A 24480-nucleotide genomic window follows, 5' to 3' on the forward strand; every position below is an offset into this window, starting at 1 on the left:
GAAATTTCTCCTCTCCTCAAAAGTGTTCATTCAATAAAAACATGGTAATTCGTGTAAAGCTCTTCTAATTTCTGCTGTCGAGCTTGAATCTGATAAGAATCTTTCACCTTCATTCCGGCAATGATAAAATCCAACAAAATGATGGCTGGTGTGATGGAATGGGCTGCCGACTCTGAATCTTCCTCCGTGGTTAATGTAAGGTCAGCGATTCGACCAATTGGAGACAATAAACGATCTGTCACGCAAATTAATGGTATCCCCTGTTTTTTGGCACACTCCGCAATATGAAGGGTTTCCTTCGAATAGCGCGGAAACGAGATAATAAATAAAACAGAACGCTCACTTAAATCTCCCAACCGCTCGTAGATTTCTCCTGTTGATGGGCAGAGTGTGACTTGATCCCGAAGAGAATGGAGCTGAAAAGAAAACCAGTGTGCCGGTGCATAGGATGCACCCATTCCCAAAATGAAGATTCGATCGGCTTTGATTAATTCATTAACGACCTTCCATAGTTCTGTTTCATTCAGTTGATGATTGGTTTGCCGCTGGGAAAGAATTTCTTTTTCCAGGATTTCTGTAAAGAGAGACGTGTGCTCTTCCTCTTTCCTTTCTACTTGCGGATCTGAACTAAATGGATGCAAACTTTTGTTTACAATCTGCTGTTGAATGTAATTCTGCATTTCACTGAAACCATTAAATCCCAATGCGTAGGATAGACGAATGACGGTGGTTTCACTAACTTCTACCTTTCGTCCTATCATCATCGCTGTGCTAAAAGCTGATTCATCCAGTTTCTCTATCAAATGTTTGGCAACTTTCTTTTGCCCAGGTGACAAGGTATCATATTTTTCTTTAATAATCGTTTCAAAACTTTTCATACGGACCTCCATATTGTGCAGTTAATACTTCATTTTCTAAAAATGTTGCAGTAACTTCTTTATTGTTTTTTATTATACTTCATTTCTTGAATATTTAGAAATATTTTTTTATTAAAAACTACTTTTTTTTAGCATGTTCGAAAAAATGAATTTGTATCGAATGTGTGTGAACAACTGAAAACCATGATTTAGTAGAAATACAGATTAATCCGCTCCATACCAATCACGTTCGCTTTATTATCAAGGTAGTCTGCAATGTAATAAAAAAACACCCACAAACGTTGATTTAACGCATTTGTAAGTGTTTTATATTGTTTGGAAAGGTCTTGAGTCGATACTCTTTTATTCCTGAAACAGCAGTTCAAGTTCCTCCTTCTCTTTAATTGATATTAACAAATTTTCTATTTACCAAATGGATTTAACTTGCTTCCCTCCAAATCATCTCCAACAGAAGAAAGTCCACCGGTTAGTGCGTTTAATAATTCTTGATCTACATCTACTTTCCAATCGCCATCTACTTTTACTAAATTGATTTTCACCTTATTAGTTACTTTTTTTGCTGAAGGTTCATTAACGCCGGTTACTAATTTGTTAGTCATTTCTTTTTCTATCGCTTCATCATCTGTCTCTTCACCTGAGAAAGCTTGTGCTAAAGCTTCCTGCATCACTTCTTGAATGATTGTCCCAAGGATGATTTTCGTATCCACTGTTTTAATTGTGGATTCTACTGTTGCTTTCTTTTCCACCTCGTTCACTTTGCCAACCGTCTCCATTCTTCTTGTGCCAAAGGAACCATTCCTATGGTCATAAACTTTCTTCTTTATTACGAACAAAGTTTTTTACTTCCATACATTACCATGTTAAAATTAGTATAAATATCCAAATTATACACCACAACAAATACAAAACAGAAGGATGGCACGAATGTTCGATGGCAATTACTTTAATGGTCTATATTATGATGTGAATGGAAATGGATTTCCAATGATCTTTTTGCATGGAATCGGTGGAAGTTCTGCAATGTTCAAGCCACAGGTAGAAGAGCTAGCAAATAACTTCCAGACAATTACAGTAGATTTAAAAGGGAATGGAAAATCCTCTTCAGTAACAACGTTAAATTATTTAAAGGTTCATATTGATTCAATTTTAGAGTTAATGCAACAACTACATATTGAAAAAGCTATTTTCGTCGGATTATCTTATGGTGGAATTGTCACCCAGGTATTCGCGACCAAATATCCAGACAAAGTGAAAAAGATGATTCTAATCGATACATACGCACAAACATTCCCAAAAGATAAAGAAGAATTAAAGCTCACCTTATTAGGAGCGTGTGTAGTTTTAGCCACTTGGATTCCTAAAAGAATACTGAAAAGAACATTATCTTATATCGCTCCTTATAAAAACTGGGATCTTGCTCAACAGGAATTGTTATCTATTACTCAAACTTGTCGTGCAAAAGATGTTACTCTTCAAATGATTGAAGTATTTAATATAAATCTATTAGAAGATCTGATTCAAATAGATATTCCTGTTTTGGTCATTGTTGGAGATCAGGTCAATTCCATTGTAAATAAATCGAAAGAAATTGCTCAACATCTCACAAAAGGCCAACTTTTGGTTGTTAATAATTCAGTCGACCCTACGAATCTATGCCAACCTATGATAGTCAATCAAGCCATATTAAACTTTGCTATCGAAAAGACCACTGTACTAACGTAGTTTATAAGTATTGTATTCTTTCAAATATTTATATTCTTGTCGATGAATTGACCAGTAATTCCTACCTAACATGTTTTGACAAAAAGGAGAGACACTAAATGAAAAATATGGATATAATTATTTCTGTCTTTGAAAAAGAATTTGGACCGCTAAAAATTGAACATGGTTCTAATTATGAGAATGCAGGCGTCTACGCATTCGATTTTATTAATAAAAACAAGATTACTCTAAAAATATTATTGATTGAAACAGAAACAAATCATTGGGTGATAAACCATGAATTTTCAAAAGAAAACCCCTTCTTTTTAAGAAAAGTTGTACGTATTTGTGAAAGAATACAACGGATCAACGATGACAAATATGGATCCTTTTCCTTATCAGCTGAGTTAAAAGATGTTCAAAAAGAGATGTTCCTTACGACAGCAATTAAATGTGCAATACAAAACAGATTAAATCATCTCACCTTGTTCCCACCTGTCAAGGAAAAACAATCCTATTCACCCAAGAAATCGATTGAAATGAAAGTGGATCGATAGTTACTTTCTCCACAGGTACGGTTCCCCTGGCTTTTTAATGAAGTTAGTACTGGCCAAAAGAACCGTCCCCCTGGCAGGCAAATCCGGGTCAGTCCCCCGGCACGTTAAAACATTACTTCTTTTTTCACACCGTAAAGAACAGCCTCACCTTATGAGCCTGCTCAAACATGAGTTAATGGAATACAAAAAACCCCGATTCTTGATTATATGTAGTAGGATCGAGGTTTTAAAATATTGAAATTGGATATTATGGAGGATTCTTTTTGGAGAGTTTTAGCTATTTTTCAACTTGTGAATTTCCCTGGAGTGTTCGGAAATCATCCGGTCATAATATTCTAGGTCATATTTTGTGGCCATAGAATTTTTGATTTCTTTCACATCATCTTTAACAATGTCTACTTTCGTTTCAATTGCATCCATTCTTTCATTTGTTTCGGAAATCTTTACATTCGTGGCTGCTACTGTATTAATTAATTGATGTAATAAATCACCTTGTCTTTTTTGTTCAGTAGTGAATCTTAGATCCATGTCAGTTATTCTTTGATCTATGCCAGTGATTCTTTGGTCCATGTCAGTTATCTTTTGATCCATGCCAGTGATTCTTTGGTCAATCGTGTTTACTTTTTGGTCCAAGGTATCAAGTTTGTCCAATATCAACTTAAGTGTTTTCTCCATCATTCTCACCTCCTTCTTTTATTGTTTACATTATAGCAGGTTTATGTAGATATTTGTCGAGCGCTTTCAAATTACTGTTCAAAATGGACGGGAAACAAATAACGTCTCGATCAAAAAAAAGTGCCTGACACCATCCAGGAAATTGGATGGTGTCAGGCACTCTTTTTATTTTTCCTATTTTACTTTTTGATGCTATTTTTTAAAAGCTGCATCAATGTATTCTTTATGAATCTGTTCTTTATAATTAAATGCTTTCTTGATGTAGCCTGCATCAGCTAATGTGTCAATGGAATCTTGCTGTGCGTTAATCGACTCTTCGGTAAATAGGATATTAGGTTTCTCCGCTGTGATGATTTTCTTAATGAGTTCAGCTGGTAGTTTGGTTGCACGTGAATATATTTCAGATGCTTCATCTGGATTTTCAATTTGCCAATCGGCTGCTTTTTTGTACACTCTTAAATAGGCCTGAACAATCTCAGGATGTTCTTTTGCAAAGCCTGACCTGGCAATAATAGCGCCAGGGGCAAATATTTTTTTGTTTACATTTAGAGTTACTGCATTCCCTTTTTCAACATTATTTAGATAATAAGGATTCCACGCGGACCATGCGTCTAATTTTTTTGATTCAAAGGCCGCTTGTGCATCATCGGGTTGAAGATTGATGAGTTTCACATCATCCGTCGTTAAACCATTCGCTTTCAAGGCTTTAATTAGATACACATGTGCCGTTGTACCAAGAGGAACACCCACTGTCCTGCCTTTTAATTCTTTAATGTTCTTTATATCCCCATTTTTTTGTACTAAAATCCGAACATTTGATTCTCCTGTACCGGTTTGGGCAATCACTTCAAATGGCAGTTTTTTGTCTAGACCTGCGATTAATGCACCATCTCCTAAAAACGATAAATCCACACGATTCGAAGCAAGAGATTCTAAAAGCGGGGGTCCGCTTGTGAATTCACTCCATTTTACATCGGCATTCAGCGCCTTAAACTCTTCTTCGAACCAGCCCTTTTCCCGAGCAATGACTAGAGGACCCATTTTTCCATTTAATGCAATATTCACTTTAACTGGAGCACCTTTGGCATCCGTTTTTTCTGCGGATGAATTGCATCCTGCTAATAAAAAGATCATTGAAATGACCAAAAATAATCCTAATAAGTGCTTACGATATTTCTCCATGTTTAAACCTCCTCGTATCACATCGCTTCATCCGCTGCATGTGTGTAACCTGGCTATGAAAAAAAGAGGTTCGCAATGAGCGTAATCCTTCTTATCGGAACCTCTATTTATTCAATGCGTTTGATTTTATTTCTTAACTATTAATTGGCTTACCTCATTTTCTTGATTAACAGGGACGTCTTTTCCGACTGTTACACGTCGTACCACGCGATGACGATCTCCGTAGTCTGCTACCGCATAATGTTGCGTGGCCAAGTTATCCCAAATAGCCACATCCCCTTCCGTCCATTTCCAGCGTACGGTATTTTCTAAACGAGTCACATACGAATCAAAGATACTTAACAATCGTTCAGATTCACTTGTTGTATAACCTTCTAACCTTCCTGCAAATCCTCCTAATAACAAATGCTTTTTGCCTGTTTCGGCGTGAACATGTACAACTGGATGTCTCGTTTTAAAAACCGTTGATTCAAAAACATCACGATATTTTTTTGTCACCTCATTAACATCACTATCACTTCGTTTATACTGCGCATAATCAAATTCATTGGAATGAATTCCCCATGACTTATCTGCTAATTCTTTCAAGCCATCCGGAAGGTCTTCATACGCTGTATTCGTATTTGCCCAAACGGTATCACCGCCAACTTCCGGAATTGTTACCCCTCTTAATATGGAGTATTTAGGAACTTCAGGAACAAAGGTAACATCCGTATGCCAATGATTCGCTTTTGCACCTACCTCAGAGTCCAGCTCAAAAATATAGTTCGTATTATTTTTTACCGGTACGGTCGGATGAGCATATGGTTCGCCTAATAATGTAGCAAATGCTTCTTGGCTAGCATCCGTTAAATGATTTTGCCCCTTAAAAAACACGACCTTGTATTCGTTTAGTGCTTGTTTAATTTCATGTAAAATACTTGGTTCTAAATCACCGCTTAATTGAACACCTTGAATTTCTGCACCAATTCTTCCTGCTTGCGGCACCACTTTTAATTGTTTTGTTTGAGAAGCTGTCATTTTCAATTCCTCCTATTTATCATGTTTTATTTTTTTCAAATCCAACGTAAATCTCTTTTGATTCGCCTCCTGACTTTTTATTTCCCACTTAACCTAGTGATATAGTTGGTTTAATAATCAAAAAACAAAAAGAGATCCAACAAAGCGAGCCTGGAGGCGTCTCTTTGTTAAATCTCTAGTCGTCTAGTGGATTCTATCACTTTCATTTAATTGGACTAAATTGGTAAGTGGTTTGCTTATGAATGCATCTTAACAGGGTTCTAAATAGTCTGTCAATTATTTTTTTGACTATTCCTATAAATTTAGTTGGTTTTAATGTCTTGATTATTACTATTATCCATGTTAAATTGTTATCAATTAATTCATTCGAATGAATCGACTAGTCTACTGGAGATTCGGCGAAAAGACACATATGTCTTTTCGCTGAATCTCTTTTTTTATTTTAGAAAGGATGATGAACATTATGGTATCAACAGTGACAATTAATCATGTAAGAAAAACTTTTACCAGTGACAATGAAAGTAATAAAGTTTTAGAGGATTTTAATCTTTCCGTAAAGTATGGTGAGTTTCTGACGATTATTGGTCCCAGCGGCTGCGGAAAAAGTACATTGTTAAAATTAATTGCCGGACTTGATTTAGATTATGAAGGCGAAATTATGATAGCTGATAAGGCAGTGAATGGTCCTTCTAAGGGTCGCGGCTTTATTTTTCAAGAGCATCGTTTGTTTCCCTGGTTAAACGTAGAAAACAATATTGCAGGTAACCTGTCATTAAAAGATCCGGATATACGTTCAAAAGTGGACCATTTAATTTCACTTGTAAAACTGAAAGGATTTGAAAAAGCCTATCCGCGCCAATTATCCGGGGGCATGTCACAACGTGTAGCCATTGCTAGGGCATTGCTGCGGAATCCTGAAGTGTTATTGTTAGATGAACCGTTTGGTGCTTTAGATGCATTCACTCGCAACCATCTCCAAGAAGCTTTACTTGAAATATGGGAGGAAAATCAGACGACAATGATGCTTGTCACCCACGATATTGATGAGGCAATCTTTTTGTCATCTAAAGTCGTCGTCATGGATGCAAAGCCCGGGCGAATTAAGGGGATTGTACCTATTGATTTACCATATCCAAGAACAAGGATCAGTAAAGCATTCCAAGAATACCGAACCGTTATTTTGAAACTCCTTGATCACCAAGTAAACGAAATAGAAGATTGGAGCATTTAACTTAAAAAAGAAAGGATGATAAAAATGTCTACACAAACAATTGCACAGAACAAAGCCATTTCCATTAAGAAAAAGAAATCACCAATTACTAAAAGCTACTCTATGTGGCGCGGATTATCCCTGCCTGTTTTCGTATTGATTGTATGGCAATTGTTAAGTTCCATCGGTATCTTGCCCGTTCAATTATTTTCTTCACCATTGTTAATTGTCACCCGCTTCGTTGAGCTAGTCCAGTCAGGGGAGATGGCTAAACACTTGCAAATCAGTTTAATCCGAGCATTTCTCGGCTTTGCCATTGGCGGTTTTCTTGGATTATTAATCGGTGTCATTGTTGGCATGAACAAACGGGCGGAGGAATATTTAAACCCAAGTATCCAAATGCTCCGCACTGTCCCACTGCTTGTGATTACACCGCTATTTATCATGTGGTTAGGGTTTGGGGAATTATCTAAAATATTACTCATTGCTTTAGGTGCTTTTTTCCCTTTATATTTACAAACCTTTTTAGGCATTCGTAATGTAGATAAAAAACTATACGATGTTGCTCAAATATTAGAGTACAGCCGAATAGAGCAAATAACTAAGTTGATGATTCCAGCTTCTTTACCTAATATTTTACTAGGTATACGCTTAGCACTAAGCGCTGCCTGGATGTGCTTAGTTGTCGCAGAGTTATTGGGCGCAGATAGAGGTGTGGGCTTCATGATCCAAGATGCCCGTTCATTTATGCAGACAGACACTGTCTTTGTCGGCATTATCATTTTTGCCCTTGCTGGTAAAATATCCGACTCGATTGTCCGCTTTTTAGAACATCGTTTACTAAAATGGCAAGATAGCTTTAAAGCTTAACCATACCAAACCATCCAGATCCGTACCTTTAACTTAGAAAAGTCGGCTAAACCTCCAAATAACTACAACATAAAAAGACTACTTCCAATTCATATGGAAGTAGTCTTTTTTGTAGGCAATCTGGAAATAAAAGTGGAGAAGTGATTTTCTACTTAAAGAAGTTAAATGCCATCTTTGTGTTGGATTCAAATAAATCCATAAATCCTTTTTGTGCAATTTTAAATTGATTTAAAGCCTCTTCACTAGTCTTTTTTTGCAGTTCGATACTTTCTTTAATCGATTGTTGGAACTGCTCTTGTGATTGATTTAATAAATTTAAACCTTCTTTGTATGGAGAGGAAGTTAACTGTTGAACACGGTTGTTTAATTCATCCAGTTCAGAATTCCAATTTTCGAAAGTTTGGCTTGTTTCTTCACCGTAAACTGTTTCAATATTTTGCTTTACGTAATCGCGAACTTCTGCAATTAGATTTTTCTGTTGTTCCTGGATTGAATTCATCTCACCAGTAATTTTCTCCAATGATTCTTTTTGTGTTGTAAATGCTTGAAGCAAAAGATTTTCTATTTCTTTTTGAGAATCAGTCACCTTGTCCAAACTGTTTGTCCAAATACTGAATAGAGATTCACCAAAATTTGTTACGAACTCATTATTAAATTCCATTATATAAAACCTCCTATTAATAAATAACCATATATGTAAATTACACCTATAAGAGAGATTTGTCAAATGAATATTGTTTAAAGTGTTTACTTTTTCTTCTTATATTAACCTAATTTTATTTAGAATTAATCGGGTATCATAAGTGTTAGAAAAAATGAAAGAATGAGGAGACAAAGTAAATGACTAAAAACTTAGATATGTTTGATATGTGGATAAACTCTTTTAACCAATCCAGTGCCCTATTCGATGAAAAAATGAAAGAACAATTTCCATCTCAGGCTATGGGGCAGCTTTTAGATATGAACCTTCTGTTCCAAAAAATGTTAAAGGAAACAACAAAACGCTATTTTGAGCAGATGAATGTCCCAACCCGTACCGACATGGAAAAGATCGCGTCTCTTATCGTCAATGTGGATACAAAAGTTGATGACTTAGAAGAACTTTTAGAAGAGTCAGAATCTAAACTACTAAACCAAGCAGAACTGCAATCCGATATTAAAAATCTTGGAAAAGAACTAAAAAGTCTAGACGCAAAACTTAACCAAATCCTTACTCAAGTAAATACTCTAATCGAAGTAAATAATAAGAAAGCTGCAGAGGCTTACGATAACAGGGAAGCAGCAAAGATTACCACAGCTGACAAAAACAAAGAAGTAACAAAGGCCAAAAGGAGAACATCAAAGACAAAGTAGCTGACAATAACAAAAGAGCAGCAAGTAACAAGGATGAGCATAAGAGCCAGTAAAATTCTTCAACATTTAATACAACGAAATCATTCCCTATTGTTAGGATACACCATACGATTCGCATTACTTTGAAAGGTGTGAGGAATCATAAGGATCCCAACTATAGAAGAACAGATTTCTGCAGCTATGCCGGAGCAATACCAAACTTATTATGCAAAAATAAAACGAGCAGCTGAGGTATTAACGAAGGATCAAGAACCAGAAGTAGGGCCAACACCAAAAGAAGTCATTTGGACAAAAAACAAAGCGACATTATACCGCTACACATCCGATTTGCCAAAAAGGCATAAAATTCCACTGCTAATGGTTTATGCCTTAATTAATAAACCTTATATACTGGATTTAACAAGAGGATTCAGTTTGGTTGAATATTTGGTAAACCGTGGTTTTGATGTGTATCTTCTTGACTGGGGTACACCTGGCAGTGAAGACAGAAATATGAAACTGGATAACTACATCATGGACTACCTTCCACGTGCCGTTCGTAAAGTATTGCGGACATCCCAGGCAGATGAAGTCTCAATCCTAGGTTACTGCATGGGTGGCACTATGACTTCCATTTTTACTGCTCTTCATCCTGAATTGCCGATTCGCAACGTCATATTTATGACAAGCCCATTTGATTTTGAAGACACTGGCTTATTTGGTTCTTTTCTTGATAAGAAGTATTTTGACATCAACAAGGTTGTCGATACATTAGGTATTATTCCACCCGAAATGATCGATTTTGGAAACAAAATGTTAAAGCCAATGACCAACTTTTACGGACCGTATGTTAGTTTGGTGGATCGCGCTAACAACGAAGAATTTATTAAAAGCTGGAAACTCATGCAAAAGTGGGTAGGCGACGGGATTGCCTTTCCGGGTGAAGCCTTCCGTCAGTGGGTCCGGGATTTCTACCAGCAAAATAAGCTGATTAAAGGGGAACTCGAAATTCGTGGGCGCAAGGTCAACTTAAGTAGCATCACCGCTAATGTACTCAACCTGTCTGCTGAAAGAGATCATATTGCCCAGCCGCACCAGGTGGAAGCGTTAATGAACATAATATCTAGTAAAGATAAAACGTATATTTCACTTCCAACCGGACACGTATCTGTAGCATTTGGCTCAAAAGCAACAAAAATCACTTATCCAACAATAGGAAATTGGCTGGAACAAAGGTCAGATTAACAAAGATTTCAGGATTGGCAACTAATTAGTGGAGTACAGAAGTAACTGCCTTCTTCTGTTTACGCCGAACGTCCAAGAGGAATCTCTTGGACGTTTTTTAATTATGACTTTACACAGTCTTCTATGCGTTCTAAAACCGTTTGATAACCATTACATCCATAATCTAATAGCTTCTTAACTCTTGTAATCGTAGTTGATGAGGCATTCGTTTCGATTTGAATATCCATATATGTATGACCTTCTTTTAGTAATCTTGCCACTTCAAGCCTTTGTACAAATGCCTTCATTTCATTCATCGTACATAAATCATCAAAAAATGCCGCACACTCTTCCTTTGATTGTAACGAAAGCATCGCATGAAATAGTTGATCAATGGGTTTCTGAGGTAATTTTTTTATATACATTTTCATGCCTCCACTGCACTTTGAATAAATGGTTTATATATAGTAGAAACTCGGATAATCATGCTATTCTTTTTTAAAGGAAGGGGTAATATCCTAAAAGATATTTCCCCTTCCCGGCATGGGTTAATCAAGTACAGAGACAAACCAATTGTTAAAAATCCTCTTTTTTATGTTGAATTCTCAATTAAAGGCTTATCCATTGCGACAATGTTCTCTTCCCGAAAATTTTCCCCGTTCTGTATATAATGAAAGGCTCCGTTCTTTGACCGCTCAATCTCCTCAGGAGTTAGTGTTCGAATCACCTTTGCCGGAACTCCAGCTACTAAAACACCAGGTTCAATCATTTTACCTTCCGGAACCAGTGCACCAGCTGCCACTAGGGTCCCTTCTCCAATCACGGCGCCATTTAAAATGGTTGCACCCATCCCAATTAATGCGCCATCCTTTACTGTACATCCATGTAACACCACATTATGCCCAATCGTGACGTACTCCCCAACACGAACTGGATAGCCTGAGTCTACATGGACAATGGCACCATCTTGAATATTAGAGCCTTTTCCTATCGTAATTTTTTTCATTATCTCCTCTAATAACAGCATTAAACCAAACAGATGTCTCTTCTTTAAGTTCAATATTGCCGATTAACTGAGCTCCAGGTGCAATATACGTACTTGAATGGACAGTTGGGTATTTTCCTTTATATTTATAAAGCATTTTTCCTACCCCTCCTTTACCCCTTGCACGATTTCACATCATTATAACGAGATGATTCCAGTAATCACTCCTACGATAATATAAATAAGCATAATTCCTAGAGACCATTTTGCTGCGTGCTTGTGGAGATCGCCTAAATTGATCCCTGTAATGTTAATTAGTAAATAAACAGACGCTACAAGCGGGCCCATGATACCAAATGGAGTCCCATATAATGAAGCAGTTCCAATTTTTAACGCATCAATCCCGTAACTAGATCCTGTTTCAGCTAAGATTGGGAGAATACCAAAGTAAAACCCATCCGCACCAATTAAGAAAAGGGCCGGACCACTTACAATAGCAGTAAATAACGCCATATAGGAACCCAGTCCATCAGGGATAATGGAAACCAACGTTTGGGCCATAGATTCAGAAATAGGCGTTCCTTTAAAGATTCCTGAAAAAATTCCTGCAGCTAAAACCACAACTACCACGGCTAATGCATTAGGGGCATGCGCTGCTAGCCGTTCACGCTGGTTCTGAAGAGCCGGATAATTAATTAGTAAGGCTAGCGACGTACCTAAGATAAAAACGGTTGCTGGTGGCAGCCATTCTAGTACAATGGCAATCATAATTAAGCTGGAAAGAATGAGGTTGAACCAAATTAATTTAGGACGTTTCACATTTAGATTTTCAGGTGTGATGTTTTCTATTACAGCGCTTTCAATTGCTGCATCGATAATTCCAACTTCCGAAATAGAAATGGATTCGCTGCTTGTCCTTTTAAATCTTGCACGCTCTTTCAACCCGATAAAATAAGCAACAGCAATAACGAAAAGTAAACTTACAATCATTCCTGGTAACATTTGAAGATATAATTGATTAGGTTCTAGATGTAGTACACTTGCTACCCTGCCGGCAGGGCCTCCCCAAGGAACGAGTGTAGTAATCCCAATTTGCATGATTGTAATAGAAGCTAAAATAATCGGACTGATTCCAAGTTTCTTATATAATGGAAGAAAAGCGGTTACAACAATCATCATTGTTGTCGATCCATCACCATCAAATCCGATGATTCCCGCTAACACAGCCGTTCCTACAATGATTTTTAATGGATCCCCTTTTGCTAACTGAATGATCTTTGAAGTTAATGGGTCAAATAATCCCGTGTCTAACATGATTCCAAAATACATGATGGCAAATAACAATAGAATGGCAGTAGGTGCTACCTTCAGAATTCCTTCCATCATTAAATTCCCTAGTTCTGATCCAAATCCTCCAATCAAACCATAAATAATCGGAATAATGGTTAAACCTAAAAACGGAGATACACGTTTTGTCAAAATCAAAAATAAGAAGGTAAAAATCATCAAAAACCCTAAAATAGACAACATATACATCTTCCTCCCCAATGTTCGTTATCGTATGCGGTTTCATTGGTGCTGGAATAAATTCCTTCCATTAATTTTGTATTAAAACCTATTCAATTGAAGGTTATCATGGCAATATTATTGCTACTATCAACCTCTTAAAAAACCAGACTACTTTTGCTTACAAAGTATTTGTCCAAGGATTTCTTCGTTATGTTGTCCGAGTTTTGGACCAATCCATTCCATACTTCCTGGGGTTTCCGATAATTTTGGAACAATACCAGGAACCAATACCTCTTCACCAGTAGGTAAAGTAACTGTTTGAAGCATTTCCCGTGCCTGGAACTGTTCATCATTTACAATATCTTCAATACTATAGATAGGTCCTACTGGTACGCCCGCCTCATCAAGGATTCTTTGTACTTCTTTTTGCGGATAAAGTTTTGTCCACATCTCAATAATCTGATCCAATTGTTCCGCTTGTTGAGATCTACCCTGATTATTTGAAAGATTAGGATCCTCAGCCAAGTCCGTTCGACCGATAGCCTCCATAAATCGTTTGAAAATGCCGTCACTATTAGCTGCAATAACGATATACTTACCATCCGCACAAGGGTACGTATTAGATGGAGCAATTCCTTCCAAAGTAGCGCCTGTTCTCTCTCTTACGATACCTTTTAAATCGTATTCAGGCAGTACCCCCTCAAGCAATGAGAAAACTGCTTCAGTAAGAGCAACATCAACATATTGGCCTCGTTTCAATGGATCGATATCTCTAGCTCTTAATGCCATTAACGTTCCATTCACTGCATATAGACCTGCAATCGAATCCCCGATTGCCAATCCAACACGAACTGGCGGACGATCAGGAAACCCGGTTAAATAACGAAGACCGCCCATTGATTCCGCCACACTGCCAAAACCTACTTTGTCACGATAAGGCCCCGTTTGACCATATCCAGAAATACGGGTCATAATGATACTTGGATTTATTTTTTTTAGATTTTCATAACCAATTCCCCATTTTTCTAAAGTTCCAGGCCGAAAATTTTCAATCACTACATCGGCATCTTTTACTAATTCCCGAACCATTTCCTGGCCTTCTGCTTCACGAAGGTTTAGGGTAATGGATTTTTTATTTCTTGCATGAACATACCACCATAGTGAGGTTCCTTTATGCATCACACGCCAATTCCTTATGGAATCGCCACTTTTTGGATCCTCTACTTTTATCACTTCGGCACCAAATTCGCCAAAAATCTTCCCAGCAAAGGGTGCTGCCACAAAATTTCCTAATTCTAAAACTTTGATTCCATCTAATGGTGTTCTCATGGGATATCCTCCTCTTCATTTATGTTCCCTTTTTTAAAATTATCTGAATATTTAGTTAATGTATGCAATTTTAAAAAGATTTACTCTTCCGCATCCTAAGCTTGTACAGTTTTTGTTAAAGCTTCTGCATCTCTTACCAATTGAGAAAATGAGTGGTCTAATTGCTTTAATCGCTCCAGATCCAGACCCGTCTGAATATTTTGCAGTTCTAAAAATTCTACAACACGGCTTGCCTGAACATTCCCTGGTGCACCAGGAGCATACGGACATCCTCCCAGTCCAGCTTGGGCTACATCCACTAAATGAACACCTGCCTGTATACCAGCCAATACATTCGCTAAGCCGAATCCATATGTATCATGCAAGTGAAGGCCAATGGGGATATCGGGGAATTTCTCAGCTAAACGGCTGCAGTATTCATATACCTGTCTCGGTGTTGCTTTACCGATTGTATCTCCAAGTCCTAATTCATCTACTCCAAAACTAACAAGATTGCTTGCAATCCTTTCTACTTCAGAGTATGGGACATGCCCCGCAAACGGACAGACAAATGCGGTTGAAATCGCCCCAATCACCCTTCTCTCTTCCACTTTAGTTTTTTCAACTAAACTCTTAATTTCTTCTAAAGATTCATCGGAACTTTTATTCAAATTTGCCTGGTTATGCTTCGTGCTTGCTGAAAGGAAAAAAACGGCATTATCAATCTTAGATTGTAAAAATCTATCTAATCCGCGTTGATTAGGAACAAGTGCTTCGTATTCAACTCCTGGAACCATGGGCAAGTTTTGTCCTAATAGATCGGCATCTTGCATGGCAGGAACCCATTTGGGATGGACAAAGGACGTCACTTCCAGCCGTCTGAAACCTGCATCAATTAAATCTTTAATTTTATTAATCTTATGATCGGTTTCTACAAACACTGGTTCATTTTGTAAACCGTCTCTTAATGAAACATCTCGTATTTGAATTTTTTCAGGAAAAATCACCTTAGAACCTCCATTCAAAAATTTTTTACAGAATTTTTTAATGTATTGATCTCGTCAATCTGCCTATTTGAATACTCATTATTATAAAATTGAAAATCACGTTGAATATGTGCCTTCATTAACTCCTCTGCAGCTTTTCCATTTCTTGTTTGAATTGCCTCCCATACTGCTTGGTGTTCCTTAGCACCATCCTCTAACCTCATTGGTATATTTAATACCGCATTTCGATAGAAAGACATGAGTGAATTTAACTGTTTCATCATTTTCATTAAGTAAGGGTTTTCACTTGCCTCCACAATAAAGAAGTGAAATTGTGTACTAAAATACTTTAATTTTTCCAGATCTTTCTTTTCCACCGCCCAGTTCATTTCTTCCATTACATTTCTTAAATGATTACGCTGCTCCTCATTCATCCGTATAGCGGCATAATAAGCGGCAGTTGGTTCCAGACCTAACCGGCATTCATAGAGATAGTTGAAATCTGAAAACGTTGGCCGATACACCCTTACTCCACCTCTTGGACTGACCGATACTAATCCATCACTATTTAACCGACGTATTGCTTCGCGAATTGGACTTCTGCTGACCCCTGTTTCCTGAGAAACTTGTTCTTCAACAATTCGATGTCCAGGAGGTATGAATCCGTTTACAATCTTTTCATGTAAGTACTCATAAACGTGATTTTGAAGAGTTTTAGACTGATTGATTTTTGATTTCAACTTTATCCCACCTGTAGTCTGAATTTTCAGATAATGTATGCAAAATAAAACATTCTACAACTTCGCATCCATTACTTATACTAATTTAATTATTTTCTATTTCCTATCATTCCTCCTAATTCTACTGTGATAATAGTGTTAAAGCAAGAAAAAACGAAAAACCATTTCTGATTTTTCTAAATATTATAATCACTTTTTATATAATGCAAACTTACACTTCAAAGCACCTTTGCACTAATGCGGTTTTACACTACTGTATTAAAGTTAATTAACTGTGGAATGTATTGGAACCATATGAAATTTTCCCTGCTCATTTATCTCAATTTCAAGTAAACCATTCTTAGATAAATAAATGGCATAAGCGTTCTTCCCGACTTTTAAATTGTTAATCCGCCGTATTGCCGAGGAAAATTTTCGTATGTAGTATTTTATACTATTCTTGCTAGTATCCACTTCCTTGATCAAGTAGTTCCTTAAAAACTCCATTTCAGTATTTGGGAATGTCTTATAAAAAAATTCAAGCAAATTTCCTGTTTGGAAGTCGTCATCAGAAGAGAAATAGGTCACACGAGGAATTCCATTAGCTGCAAAACCAGCCAAAATATAAACCGTTGCATAGTCCTGTTCTGGATTTAATTTTTTGAAAACATTCAAAGAAGACAAAAATAATTTTTTTGCATGAGCTTCTATTTCTTCCAGAGAATTTGTTTTCCTTGCGAGTGTTTTAAGTTCCTCGAGGGGCATATCTATGACATTTTTGACGCCAGCAAAAGCAAATATTACCTTAGGATTTAACACAATGATTTTCTTTTCATCATCGCTAAATTTTTCTGTTCCCCTATAGGTAATTCTTTTATCAGCCATAATTAATACACTATCTTCAAACTTGTTCCCAATCAACGCAGTCATCAGGATGCTCCTTCAAAATAAAGAATGCCCTACAATCCATTTTCGTAGGGCTTTCCTTTTATTTTACCATAAATTTACTCGTTCTGAAGGGATAATGCTTTCTCGGATCCTACTTGCTTACTACCACTCCTACCTTCATTTCAGTAACATATTGATTAATTTTTTCATAAAGTTTTTCCGGTTGATCAGTGACAATATTTTTTCCATCTACAAGTGCAAATGGTTCCAATAAACATTGTCCGCAATACAACAGGCATCTTTCTTCTATAACCTCCAAATCCCCTCGCTCCCTTAATTTTTCTTTTGTTCCTTCAAGCTCATCTTCAAAATTACAAGGACAAAATTTTACTTTAATGCTCACCTGTACCACTCCCTTTATTTGTTGCTCATATTTTATGGAAATATTTAAAAAATTCGCAAGAACTCACCGCAACGCACACTAGCTTTAACGCACTAAAACACTAACGCTAAAAAGAAAAACCGCGTTAAATCCTAGGTTTGCTCACGTTTTTTTTATGTATTATGATGTGTGACATTACAGGCAGTGAATTTCGAAAATTCTGTTTGTTATTTATCAAACACTTGAAGGAGCGATACTAATGGCTGAAAAAATGATGACAAAAACTAAAGTAAAAAAAGAAGAAGTATTTCCGGTCAAAAATGTTCATTACGTAGAAATTTATACAGGAAATGCAAAACAAGCGGCATATTATTACGCTAAAGCATTTGGCTTCAAGCTTGTAGCTTACCGAGGATTGGAAACAGGCTGCCGAGATCGTGTTTCCTATGTTTTGGAGCAAGGGGCCATTCGCTTAATCTTAACAGGAACATTATCGGATCAAACAGACATTGCCGCATTCATTAAAACACACGGTGAAGGTGTGAAAGATATCGCCCTTCTGGTAAAGGACTTAGAGAAAACTTATGAGGGTGCGATTGAACGCGGTGGTATTGCCATACGGGAGCCTTGGGTTGAAGAAGACGAAAACGGCAAAGTGAAAAAGGCGATTCTCGGTACATATGGCGATACGATTCATACACTAGTTGAACCTATCGATTATAAGGGTGTGTTTATGCCTGGGTTTGAGGCCCGAGAAGATATATTTCGAGCAAATCCAACGGGCTTAATTGGTGTCGACCACCTTGTAGGGAACGTTGAAGTAATGGAAGAATGGGTCAATTATTATGAAAAAGTATTCGGTTTTAACGTTCTTAAGCATTTTGATGATGAAGATATCTCCACTGAATACTCTGCCCTTATGTCAAAAGTGATGATGAATGGAACCGGACGCATTAAATTCCCAATTAATGAGCCCGCAGAAGGAAAACGCAAGTCTCAGATTCAGGAATACCTAGATTACTATAATGGACCAGGTGTTCAGCATCTTGCTCTATTAACCAATGATATCATTGGCACGGTTGCAGCACTTAGAGCAAACGGAGTTGAATTACTGTTTACTCCTGAGACCTATTACGAAGAACTCGCCAACCGTGTGGGGAAAATTGATGAGGATGTTAAACGGCTTCAGGAACTTAATATTCTTGTGGATCGGGATGATGAAGGTTATTTACTCCAAATTTTCACGAAACCACTTGTTGACAGACCAACCATGTTTATCGAAATTATTCAGCGAAAAGGTGCACTTGGTTTTGGGGATGGCAACTTTAAAGCCCTATTTGAATCTATTGAACGAGAACAGGAACTTCGAGGGAATATTTAATCGATTCGGGTCATGGCAGTTTCATCGCTGGCATGGCCTTATTCAAAGGAGGTGCTAGTCCATTGTTAACAAAAGTAAAGGTCAATTGGAAAGAGGATGCGGTCAGTCATTTTATGACAGAACTGATTGATTATGCAGGTTTATTCCCACCTGCAGCACTTCCACTTAAAGACGCGATCTTAAACTATCATTCTTATTTTCAAGAAGAGGATAGCTGGATGCTTGGACCATTTGTCATTCCGGCTTCACGATTAGGGGAACTTGAACCTTTTAGAGATTTATTTCATGAACAGTTGCCCCTTCGGCTCTCTATTATTCTTTCCAAATCTGTTGAGTTAAGCACAGATTTGGATGCTATTCAGCTTTTTTCGGAAACCTACCAAACGGCAGGAATGATAGAGGCGATTGAAGTCCCACCATCCTTTCAAATGAATCCTAGCATCTTCGATAAGCTAGATCAATTCATATCGGGATATAGAATTTATAGTGAAATAGCAGGAACGAATGAACAATTGCAATCCTCATTAAATAGAATCAAGAGGCTAAATCAAGACTCTTCACGACCTATAGGGGTTAAATTTCGTATGGGAGGAATCACGGCAAATTTGTTTCCATCTGCGAAAAAAGCAGCGTACGTGATTCATGAATGTAAAAGATTAGGCCTTTCGCTTAAATTTACAGCTGGTCTCCACCACCCGATTCGTCAATACCGTAAAGAAGTAGAGACCTTCATGCATGGATTCGTTAACGTTTTTACTGCATCGATTATGGCTTATTGTCTCTCCATTACAGAAGAAACGATTGAAGCGATATTACTTGAAGATCACCCGAAAAATTTTATTTTTACGACAAATGAACTCAGCTGGCGGAATTTTACTGTCAGTTCTAAAGAGATTAACAAAGCACGTAATGTCTTTGCTCTTTCATACGGAAGCTGCAGTTTTGATGAGCCACGAGAAGAACTAGGAGAGCTTGTTTTATTTCAGAAGGAGGCAGTAAGATGAAAAAATCTTTTATTAAAACAAAATCGGAATCACATTTCCCCATTCAAAATTTACCGTATGGCATATTCCGGGTAAAAAGTGAAAGTCCTCGTGTTGGAACGGCTATTGGAGAGTATGTTCTTGATTTATCCCTCATTGAACAAGCCGGCTTCTTAGATGGTACAGGTGTGGAAGGAAAAAATATTTTTTCATCCCCTTCCCTCAATTCATTTATGGCACTTGGCCGTTCAGTCTGGTCTGCCGTAAGGTCTAAACTTCAATATCTTTTAGATGAAAACACTCCTGTTTTACGTGATGATAAAAATCTTCGTGATCAAGCATTTCATCGTATCGAAAATGTAACCATGCTGCTTCCAGCGGAGATTGGTGATTATACCGATTTCTATGCTTCAAAGGAACATGCAACCAACGTAGGAACAATGTTTAGGAGTAAGGATAACGCTTTAATGCCAAATTGGACGCACTTGCCCGTTGGCTATCATGGTCGAGCTAGTTCGATTGTTCCAAGCGGCACCTCGGTTCGGCGCCCTTTAGGTCAAAGAAAACCAAAGGATTCAGAATATCCCGCATTCGGCCCATGTACCCAGCTTGATTTTGAACTGGAAATAGGTTGGTTTATCGGCCCAGGCAATACTCTTGGTGAACCTATTCCTGTTCATCAGGCGGAAGATCATGTTTTTGGACTCGTACTTGTGAATGATTGGAGTGCACGTGACATTCAAGCTTGGGAGTATCAGCCACTTGGCCCCTTCCTTGCGAAAAATTTTGCCACTTCCATCTCGCCTTGGGTTGTACCGTTAGAAGCACTCGAACCTTTTCGCACGGCTGGACCCAAGCAAGATCCAGAGCCCTTTCCTTACCTGCAGCAAGGAAAAAATGGATCATTTAATATTAATCTAGAAGTTTATTTAACACCAGAAAATACAGAAAAAGATACTAGAATTACAAAGACTAACTTCAACTATATGTATTGGTCCATTGCCCAACAGGTAGCCCATCATACCATTACGGGATGTAACATCCGTCCTGGTGACATGCAGGCATCCGGGACAATTAGCGGTCCTAACCGAGAAGAACGAGGCAGCCTGCTTGAACTTTCCTGGCGTGGTTCACAACCGGTCCAGCTAAACGGAGGCGGTGAGCGCAGCTGGATCGAAGACGGTGATACCTTGACGATTAGCGGCTGGTGCCAAGGAGATGGATATCGAATTGGTTTTGGTGAAGTAACCGGTCAGCTACTACCTGCACACTCTGAATCCAAAGTATTAGGCAAACAAGCTGCCGTAAAAATCTAAAATATATATAAAAAAAAGGAGTTTTGACTATGGCATATTATGTGAAAATGGGCCGCATCCCCCATAAACGGCATACTCAATTTCGCCAAGAAGACGGTAGTCTCTATTATGAGCAATTAATGGGTACGAAAGGTTTCTCTAGCATTCAATCACTGATCTATCATATTAATCAGCCGACACAAGTTAAAAAAGCGGAAAAAATTTGCGATGTTCGTTATGAATTTGAGGAAAGAGGCGCTCTAAAACATCGTCATTTTCGTACTTGGAATACAGAAGTTGGCGGTGATTTTCTATCCGCTCGCAAAATTTTCATGGCAAACGACGATCTAGCGTTTGGCGTGGCACGCCCTAATCGCCAGATGGACTATTTTTATCGTAACGGCGAAGGCGATGAAATGTTATTTGTTCATGAAGGAACCGGTAAAATTGAAAGTATTTTTGGGGAGTTAAGTTTTGGCCCCGGCGATTATCTGGTGATTCCTATTGGCACGACCTACCGTGTTGTTTTGGAATCAGAAGAAGCACGCTTTTTAGTAGTCGAATCCAATTCATCCATTGTTACTCCTAAGCGCTACCGAAATGAATTCGGCCAGCTTCTCGAACATTCTCCCTTCTGCGAGCGTGATATCCGGACACCGGAAAGATTGGAGCCCAAAAATGAAAAAGGTGAATTTGAAATTCGAGTCCGTGCACAAGGGATGATCACTTCTTATACATATGATTTCCATCCGCTTGATGCAGTTGGCTGGGATGGATATTTATACCCTTATGCATTCAGTATCCATGATTTTGAACCAATAACAGGCCGTGTTCATCAGCCGCCACCCGTCCATCAAACCTTTGAAGGGCATAATTTTGTCATCTGTTCATTTGTGCCGCGTTTATATGACTACCATCCAGAGGCCATACCTGCCCCTTATGTACACAGCAATGTGGACAGTGATGAAGTACTCTATTATGTGGATGGTGATTTTATGAGCCGGCGCGGTGTGGAGGAAGGCTCCATTACCCTTCATCCGTGCGGACTGCCTCATGGTCCACACCCAGGCAAAATCGAAGAAAGTATCGGTAAAAAAGAGACGCGCGAACTTGCAGTCATGATTGATACTTTCCGTCCACTCTATATTGTAAAGGATGCTCATCCTCTGGAAGTTGAGGATTATATGAGCAGCTGGCTGCCAAAATAATCTCAGCAGAAAATAATTGGCATAAATGGTTTTCTTTTCTATGAATCTTAATTAGTTCTTATCCTTTCCCTGGCGCAAGCTCCTCCTTGCGCCAATTAAAGTGCACACTTTAATAACATTGATTAATAGATATTGAAGTAAGAAGAACGAGGATAAAGCGGAAGAAAAATTTACCATTTTAGCTAAAACGGTATTATAATAGAAATGATAAGAACAAAAAATTTTTCGTATCAAAGGAGGTTTACATATGTCAAAAAATGTACAACCAGGGGAATTTTATATTGGAACTGTAAGCGAAAACTGGTCCGAGGATGCCCTTTTTTACGAGTATAGCACAGCTGCTGATCCCATTGGCAGTGGGATTACTAGTCCGATCCCGCCTAAAGAATTTGCACCTGAACTATATAATTCAGGAGAAACTCGTATGATATCATTGGATTTATCAAACGAGTTGAAAACCAAATATCCTGCAACAAGTCCATCCCTACTTGCACATTTTATCCGAATTAATGCAGGAGATACGATTCATACGAAACCCAACGCAACCAGTGAATTATACTATATTATTTCCGGGGCCGGTACAACGGAGGTCAATGGTCAAACAATCAGTTGGAAAAAAGGTGACTTTTTAACTCTTCCGTCCGGATCAGTTAGTCGTCATCTAGCGACAGAGGATTCAACCATTTACTATATTTTGGACACTCCACTTCTTGATTATTTGGGAGCTAAAGCAACGGAAGCACGTTTTAAGCCGACACTATATACGGCGGAACGGGCGAAAGCAAAATTAGATGAAGTAGCTAATGCACCCGATGCACATTTAAAAAATCGTATTTCCATTTTGCTAAATAATCAAAATTTCGAACAAACTTTAACCATTACGCATGTATTATGGGCAATGTTTGGCATTGTTCCCGCAGGCGCCAACCAAGCTCCGCACAGTCATAAATCCGTTGCACTTGACTTTGTTGCCTATGCTGCACCTGGGACATATACATTAGTTGGAGATAAGGTAGACCCAATAACAAGACAAATCATTGATCCGATTCGGATTGACTGGGTAACAGGAAAAGCCTTCGTTACCCCACCAGGGCTGTGGCACTCTCATCATAATGAATCAGGGGAACCCGCGTTCATTATCCCCATCCAAGATGCAGGTCTGCAAACCTACCTTCGTACATTGGATATCCAATTTACTCATTATGATGAGGAATAGAAGTATTCTAATAAAAGAAGAAAAAGTAGAATGAGAGTGGCTAAGTTTTGTGAGCGAAACATTAAAGTAACCGATTCGGACAAAGTCATTGACCTTCTTCGATTGCATTATCAAAACGATGTAGATGTTAGCATTGTAGACTGTTTTAGAAGGTGTTTAGAATGCAGGGTAAGACCATTCTGCCGTATTCAATTAACAACCATCGAGGCTGATGATGCTGAAAGCTTGGTAAATAAAATCCTTCAAACGGTTAAAACCATTCCGTAAGAAGAAAATCGCACTTCCGCGATAAAAATCACACCCAAGTGAGGATTAAATCACTTGGGTTTTTTCACGTTTGGACAGTTCAGTAGTGTTGAATATAAGTTTGAATTCCAGTTAGAGGTTGAAATAGTGAGAAAAAATGATGCTTATTAAAGTAGTAACATGGAATATACGAATAAGAGCTTCATAATAGAATAGAATTAAGCTTTCAATTATACTCATGATAAGGATGTGAGAAAGAAGGACTAAATATGCTATTTTATGTGTTTTCAATTCTTGTTATTGTGATGGACCAGCTTTCTAAATATCTAATTCGGGCTTATATTGACATCAATGAAACATTTACATTGTGGGGAATTCCACTCACACATATCGAAAATAGCGGGATGGCAAGAGGTTTATTTCAAGGCCATGCACGTCTCTTCGGAGTTGTGGCTGTGCTGTTCGTGATAGGTGTTTATTATTTTCGCAGAACCGGAGAAATGAAGGGTGCTCTCATTGATAGTAGTTTAGGATTCCTAGTGGGAGGAGCAATTGGAAATGGCATTGATCGACTTTTGTTTGGGCAAGTGACGGATTTTATCATTCGCTCTGGTGGTATCCTTAACTTGGCCGACCATGCGATTGAGATCGGGGTGTTCTTGCTTCTTATTTACGGAGTCGTTAGTTGGTTGAAAAATAAACACTAAAAGGGACCAAAAGATAAC

At 38.0% G+C, this 24480-nt stretch carries 28 protein-coding genes; 13 read left to right on the top strand and 15 right to left on the bottom strand.

The window, feature by feature from the left end; all coding sequences use genetic code 11:
• Positions 1–26: 26 nt before the first annotated feature.
• Positions 27–878: a MurR/RpiR family transcriptional regulator gene (locus tag BR30_RS0112305; protein WP_035445475.1), complete on the bottom strand. Its 852-nt coding sequence runs from the start codon at positions 876–878 to the stop codon at positions 27–29.
• Positions 879–1279: 401 nt separating this feature from the next.
• On the bottom strand, positions 1280–1651 hold the full coding sequence (locus BR30_RS0112310) for a DUF5105 domain-containing protein (RefSeq protein ID WP_155928587.1): 372 nt from the start codon (positions 1649–1651) through the stop codon (positions 1280–1282).
• 151 nt (positions 1652–1802) lie between these two features.
• Between BR30_RS0112310 and BR30_RS0112315 the strand changes: the two genes are divergently transcribed.
• Positions 1803–2600 carry an alpha/beta fold hydrolase gene (locus tag BR30_RS0112315; RefSeq protein ID WP_026565289.1) on the top strand — a complete coding sequence of 266 codons (798 nt, stop codon included), beginning with the start codon at positions 1803–1805 and terminating at the stop codon, positions 2598–2600.
• A 98-nt stretch (positions 2601–2698) separates the two neighbouring features.
• Positions 2699–3136 carry a hypothetical protein gene (locus BR30_RS0112320; protein WP_026565290.1) on the top strand — a complete coding sequence of 146 codons (438 nt, stop codon included), beginning with the start codon at positions 2699–2701 and terminating at the stop codon, positions 3134–3136.
• Positions 3137–3409: 273 nt separating this feature from the next.
• On the opposite strand, the gene BR30_RS33300 is transcribed toward BR30_RS0112320, so the two are convergent.
• The 3 genes from BR30_RS33300 to BR30_RS0112335 all read right to left on the bottom strand — a co-directional run bounded on the left by BR30_RS33300 (position 3410) and on the right by BR30_RS0112335 (position 6013).
• Positions 3410–3811 carry a hypothetical protein gene (locus BR30_RS33300; RefSeq protein ID WP_035445476.1) on the bottom strand — a complete coding sequence of 134 codons (402 nt, stop codon included), beginning with the start codon at positions 3809–3811 and terminating at the stop codon, positions 3410–3412.
• 192 nt (positions 3812–4003) lie between these two features.
• Positions 4004–4993, bottom strand: a complete 990-nt coding sequence (locus BR30_RS0112330) for an ABC transporter substrate-binding protein (RefSeq protein WP_026565291.1) — start codon at positions 4991–4993, stop codon at positions 4004–4006.
• A gap of 126 nt (positions 4994–5119) precedes the next feature.
• Entirely contained in the window at positions 5120–6013 is an 894-nt protein-coding gene (locus BR30_RS0112335; protein ID WP_026565292.1) for a TauD/TfdA dioxygenase family protein, read from the bottom strand.
• 463 nt (positions 6014–6476) lie between these two features.
• Here BR30_RS0112335 and BR30_RS0112340 point away from each other — a divergent pair, with 463 nt between their 5' ends.
• Both BR30_RS0112340 and BR30_RS0112345 read left to right on the top strand, forming a co-directional pair.
• Positions 6477–7244 carry an ABC transporter ATP-binding protein gene (locus BR30_RS0112340; protein WP_026565293.1) on the top strand — a complete coding sequence of 256 codons (768 nt, stop codon included), beginning with the start codon at positions 6477–6479 and terminating at the stop codon, positions 7242–7244.
• A 24-nt stretch (positions 7245–7268) separates the two neighbouring features.
• A complete protein-coding gene (locus tag BR30_RS0112345) occupies positions 7269–8093 on the top strand; it encodes an ABC transporter permease (protein WP_026565294.1) in 825 nt (274 codons plus the stop codon).
• A 148-nt stretch (positions 8094–8241) separates the two neighbouring features.
• Here BR30_RS0112345 and BR30_RS0112350 read toward each other — a convergent pair whose 3' ends face one another.
• The gene (locus BR30_RS0112350; RefSeq protein WP_026565295.1) at positions 8242–8754 is read right to left on the bottom strand and encodes a hypothetical protein; all 513 of its coding nucleotides are present in this window, start codon (positions 8752–8754) and stop codon (positions 8242–8244) included.
• 179 nt (positions 8755–8933) lie between these two features.
• Between BR30_RS0112350 and BR30_RS33305 the strand changes: the two genes are divergently transcribed.
• On the top strand, positions 8934–9446 hold the full coding sequence (locus tag BR30_RS33305) for a hypothetical protein (protein ID WP_051633592.1): 513 nt from the start codon (positions 8934–8936) through the stop codon (positions 9444–9446).
• A gap of 180 nt (positions 9447–9626) precedes the next feature.
• Positions 9627–10670 (top strand): class III poly(R)-hydroxyalkanoic acid synthase subunit PhaC, encoded by a 1044-nt coding sequence (phaC, locus tag BR30_RS0112360; protein ID WP_051633593.1) that lies wholly within the window; start codon positions 9627–9629, stop codon positions 10668–10670.
• A 101-nt stretch (positions 10671–10771) separates the two neighbouring features.
• Here phaC and BR30_RS0112365 read toward each other — a convergent pair whose 3' ends face one another.
• The 9 genes from BR30_RS0112365 to BR30_RS33320 form a co-directional block, all read right to left on the bottom strand.
• Positions 10772–11074 (bottom strand): YerC/YecD family TrpR-related protein, encoded by a 303-nt coding sequence (locus BR30_RS0112365; RefSeq protein ID WP_026565297.1) that lies wholly within the window; start codon positions 11072–11074, stop codon positions 10772–10774.
• 167 nt (positions 11075–11241) lie between these two features.
• Positions 11242–11655: a gamma carbonic anhydrase family protein gene (locus BR30_RS33310; RefSeq protein ID WP_231507694.1), complete on the bottom strand. Its 414-nt coding sequence runs from the start codon at positions 11653–11655 to the stop codon at positions 11242–11244.
• The gene (locus BR30_RS37805) at positions 11624–11791 is read right to left on the bottom strand and encodes a hypothetical protein (RefSeq protein WP_231507695.1); all 168 of its coding nucleotides are present in this window, start codon (positions 11789–11791) and stop codon (positions 11624–11626) included. The genes BR30_RS33310 and BR30_RS37805 overlap by 32 nt, the downstream gene beginning before the upstream one ends.
• Before the next feature lie 41 nt (positions 11792–11832).
• Complete coding sequence (locus BR30_RS0112375; RefSeq protein ID WP_026565298.1) at positions 11833–13164, bottom strand: CitMHS family transporter; 1332 nt, start codon at positions 13162–13164, stop codon at positions 11833–11835.
• A gap of 147 nt (positions 13165–13311) precedes the next feature.
• Entirely contained in the window at positions 13312–14472 is a 1161-nt protein-coding gene (locus BR30_RS0112380) for a CaiB/BaiF CoA transferase family protein (protein ID WP_026565299.1), read from the bottom strand.
• 95 nt (positions 14473–14567) lie between these two features.
• Positions 14568–15458 (bottom strand): hydroxymethylglutaryl-CoA lyase, encoded by an 891-nt coding sequence (locus BR30_RS0112385; protein WP_026565300.1) that lies wholly within the window; start codon positions 15456–15458, stop codon positions 14568–14570.
• A gap of 14 nt (positions 15459–15472) precedes the next feature.
• On the bottom strand, positions 15473–16177 hold the full coding sequence (locus tag BR30_RS33315; protein ID WP_081825432.1) for a GntR family transcriptional regulator: 705 nt from the start codon (positions 16175–16177) through the stop codon (positions 15473–15475).
• Positions 16178–16441: 264 nt separating this feature from the next.
• Complete coding sequence (locus BR30_RS0112395; RefSeq protein WP_026565301.1) at positions 16442–17086, bottom strand: Ntn hydrolase family protein; 645 nt, start codon at positions 17084–17086, stop codon at positions 16442–16444.
• Positions 17087–17195: 109 nt separating this feature from the next.
• Positions 17196–17447, bottom strand: a complete 252-nt coding sequence (locus tag BR30_RS33320; protein ID WP_035445480.1) for a DUF1450 domain-containing protein — start codon at positions 17445–17447, stop codon at positions 17196–17198.
• A 238-nt stretch (positions 17448–17685) separates the two neighbouring features.
• On the opposite strand from BR30_RS33320, the gene hppD reads away from it, so the two are divergent.
• The 7 genes from hppD (at position 17686) to lspA (ending at position 24462) form a co-directional block, all read left to right on the top strand.
• A complete protein-coding gene (gene hppD / locus BR30_RS0112405; RefSeq protein WP_051633594.1) occupies positions 17686–18807 on the top strand; it encodes a 4-hydroxyphenylpyruvate dioxygenase in 1122 nt (373 codons plus the stop codon).
• Positions 18808–18869: 62 nt separating this feature from the next.
• Complete coding sequence (locus BR30_RS0112410; protein WP_051633595.1) at positions 18870–19811, top strand: hypothetical protein; 942 nt, start codon at positions 18870–18872, stop codon at positions 19809–19811.
• The gene (gene fahA / locus BR30_RS0112415) at positions 19808–21106 is read left to right on the top strand and encodes a fumarylacetoacetase (RefSeq protein ID WP_026565304.1); all 1299 of its coding nucleotides are present in this window, start codon (positions 19808–19810) and stop codon (positions 21104–21106) included. Before BR30_RS0112410 ends, fahA begins: the two co-directional genes overlap by 4 nt.
• Positions 21107–21135: 29 nt before the next feature.
• Positions 21136–22293 (top strand): homogentisate 1,2-dioxygenase, encoded by a 1158-nt coding sequence (locus BR30_RS0112420; RefSeq protein ID WP_026565305.1) that lies wholly within the window; start codon positions 21136–21138, stop codon positions 22291–22293.
• 247 nt (positions 22294–22540) lie between these two features.
• On the top strand, positions 22541–23509 hold the full coding sequence (locus BR30_RS0112425; RefSeq protein ID WP_051633596.1) for a cupin domain-containing protein: 969 nt from the start codon (positions 22541–22543) through the stop codon (positions 23507–23509).
• A 30-nt stretch (positions 23510–23539) separates the two neighbouring features.
• Complete coding sequence (locus BR30_RS0112430) at positions 23540–23776, top strand: DUF1450 domain-containing protein (RefSeq protein WP_026565307.1); 237 nt, start codon at positions 23540–23542, stop codon at positions 23774–23776.
• 248 nt (positions 23777–24024) lie between these two features.
• On the top strand, positions 24025–24462 hold the full coding sequence (lspA, locus tag BR30_RS0112435) for a signal peptidase II (protein ID WP_026565308.1): 438 nt from the start codon (positions 24025–24027) through the stop codon (positions 24460–24462).
• Positions 24463–24480: the final 18 nt, after the last annotated feature.

Source organism: Bacillus sp. UNC41MFS5 (assembly GCF_000686805.1).

What these genes read in the sequence shown, in the direction of transcription:
- BR30_RS0112345 (WP_026565294.1), top strand. Translation starts at nt 7,269, where the DNA reads ATGTCTACACAAACAATTGCACAGAACAAAGCCATTTCCATTAAGAAA.
- phaC (WP_051633593.1), top strand. Translation starts at nt 9,627, where the DNA reads ATGCCGGAGCAATACCAAACTTATTATGCAAAAATAAAACGAGCAGCT.
- BR30_RS0112330 (WP_026565291.1), bottom strand. Translation starts at nt 4,993, where the DNA reads ATGGAGAAATATCGTAAGCACTTATTAGGATTATTTTTGGTCATTTCA.
- BR30_RS0112425 (WP_051633596.1), top strand. Translation starts at nt 22,541, where the DNA reads ATGTCAAAAAATGTACAACCAGGGGAATTTTATATTGGAACTGTAAGC.
- BR30_RS0112315 (WP_026565289.1), top strand. Translation starts at nt 1,803, where the DNA reads ATGTTCGATGGCAATTACTTTAATGGTCTATATTATGATGTGAATGGA.
- BR30_RS0112335 (WP_026565292.1), bottom strand. Translation starts at nt 6,013, where the DNA reads ATGACAGCTTCTCAAACAAAACAATTAAAAGTGGTGCCGCAAGCAGGA.
- lspA (WP_026565308.1), top strand. Translation starts at nt 24,025, where the DNA reads ATGCTATTTTATGTGTTTTCAATTCTTGTTATTGTGATGGACCAGCTT.
- BR30_RS0112365 (WP_026565297.1), bottom strand. Translation starts at nt 11,074, where the DNA reads ATGTATATAAAAAAATTACCTCAGAAACCCATTGATCAACTATTTCAT.
- BR30_RS0112340 (WP_026565293.1), top strand. Translation starts at nt 6,477, where the DNA reads ATGGTATCAACAGTGACAATTAATCATGTAAGAAAAACTTTTACCAGT.
- BR30_RS0112310 (WP_155928587.1), bottom strand. Translation starts at nt 1,651, where the DNA reads ATGGAGACGGTTGGCAAAGTGAACGAGGTGGAAAAGAAAGCAACAGTA.
- BR30_RS0112395 (WP_026565301.1), bottom strand. Translation starts at nt 17,086, where the DNA reads ATGACTGCGTTGATTGGGAACAAGTTTGAAGATAGTGTATTAATTATG.
- BR30_RS37805 (WP_231507695.1), bottom strand. Translation starts at nt 11,791, where the DNA reads ATGCTTTATAAATATAAAGGAAAATACCCAACTGTCCATTCAAGTACG.
- BR30_RS33310 (WP_231507694.1), bottom strand. Translation starts at nt 11,655, where the DNA reads ATGAAAAAAATTACGATAGGAAAAGGCTCTAATATTCAAGATGGTGCC.
- hppD (WP_051633594.1), top strand. Translation starts at nt 17,686, where the DNA reads ATGGCTGAAAAAATGATGACAAAAACTAAAGTAAAAAAAGAAGAAGTA.
- BR30_RS0112320 (WP_026565290.1), top strand. Translation starts at nt 2,699, where the DNA reads ATGAAAAATATGGATATAATTATTTCTGTCTTTGAAAAAGAATTTGGA.
- BR30_RS0112350 (WP_026565295.1), bottom strand. Translation starts at nt 8,754, where the DNA reads ATGGAATTTAATAATGAGTTCGTAACAAATTTTGGTGAATCTCTATTC.
- BR30_RS0112375 (WP_026565298.1), bottom strand. Translation starts at nt 13,164, where the DNA reads ATGTTGTCTATTTTAGGGTTTTTGATGATTTTTACCTTCTTATTTTTG.
- fahA (WP_026565304.1), top strand. Translation starts at nt 19,808, where the DNA reads ATGAAAAAATCTTTTATTAAAACAAAATCGGAATCACATTTCCCCATT.
- BR30_RS0112380 (WP_026565299.1), bottom strand. Translation starts at nt 14,472, where the DNA reads ATGAGAACACCATTAGATGGAATCAAAGTTTTAGAATTAGGAAATTTT.
- BR30_RS33305 (WP_051633592.1), top strand. Translation starts at nt 8,934, where the DNA reads ATGACTAAAAACTTAGATATGTTTGATATGTGGATAAACTCTTTTAAC.
- BR30_RS0112420 (WP_026565305.1), top strand. Translation starts at nt 21,136, where the DNA reads ATGGCATATTATGTGAAAATGGGCCGCATCCCCCATAAACGGCATACT.
- BR30_RS33300 (WP_035445476.1), bottom strand. Translation starts at nt 3,811, where the DNA reads ATGGAGAAAACACTTAAGTTGATATTGGACAAACTTGATACCTTGGAC.
- BR30_RS0112430 (WP_026565307.1), top strand. Translation starts at nt 23,540, where the DNA reads ATGAGAGTGGCTAAGTTTTGTGAGCGAAACATTAAAGTAACCGATTCG.
- BR30_RS0112305 (WP_035445475.1), bottom strand. Translation starts at nt 878, where the DNA reads ATGAAAAGTTTTGAAACGATTATTAAAGAAAAATATGATACCTTGTCA.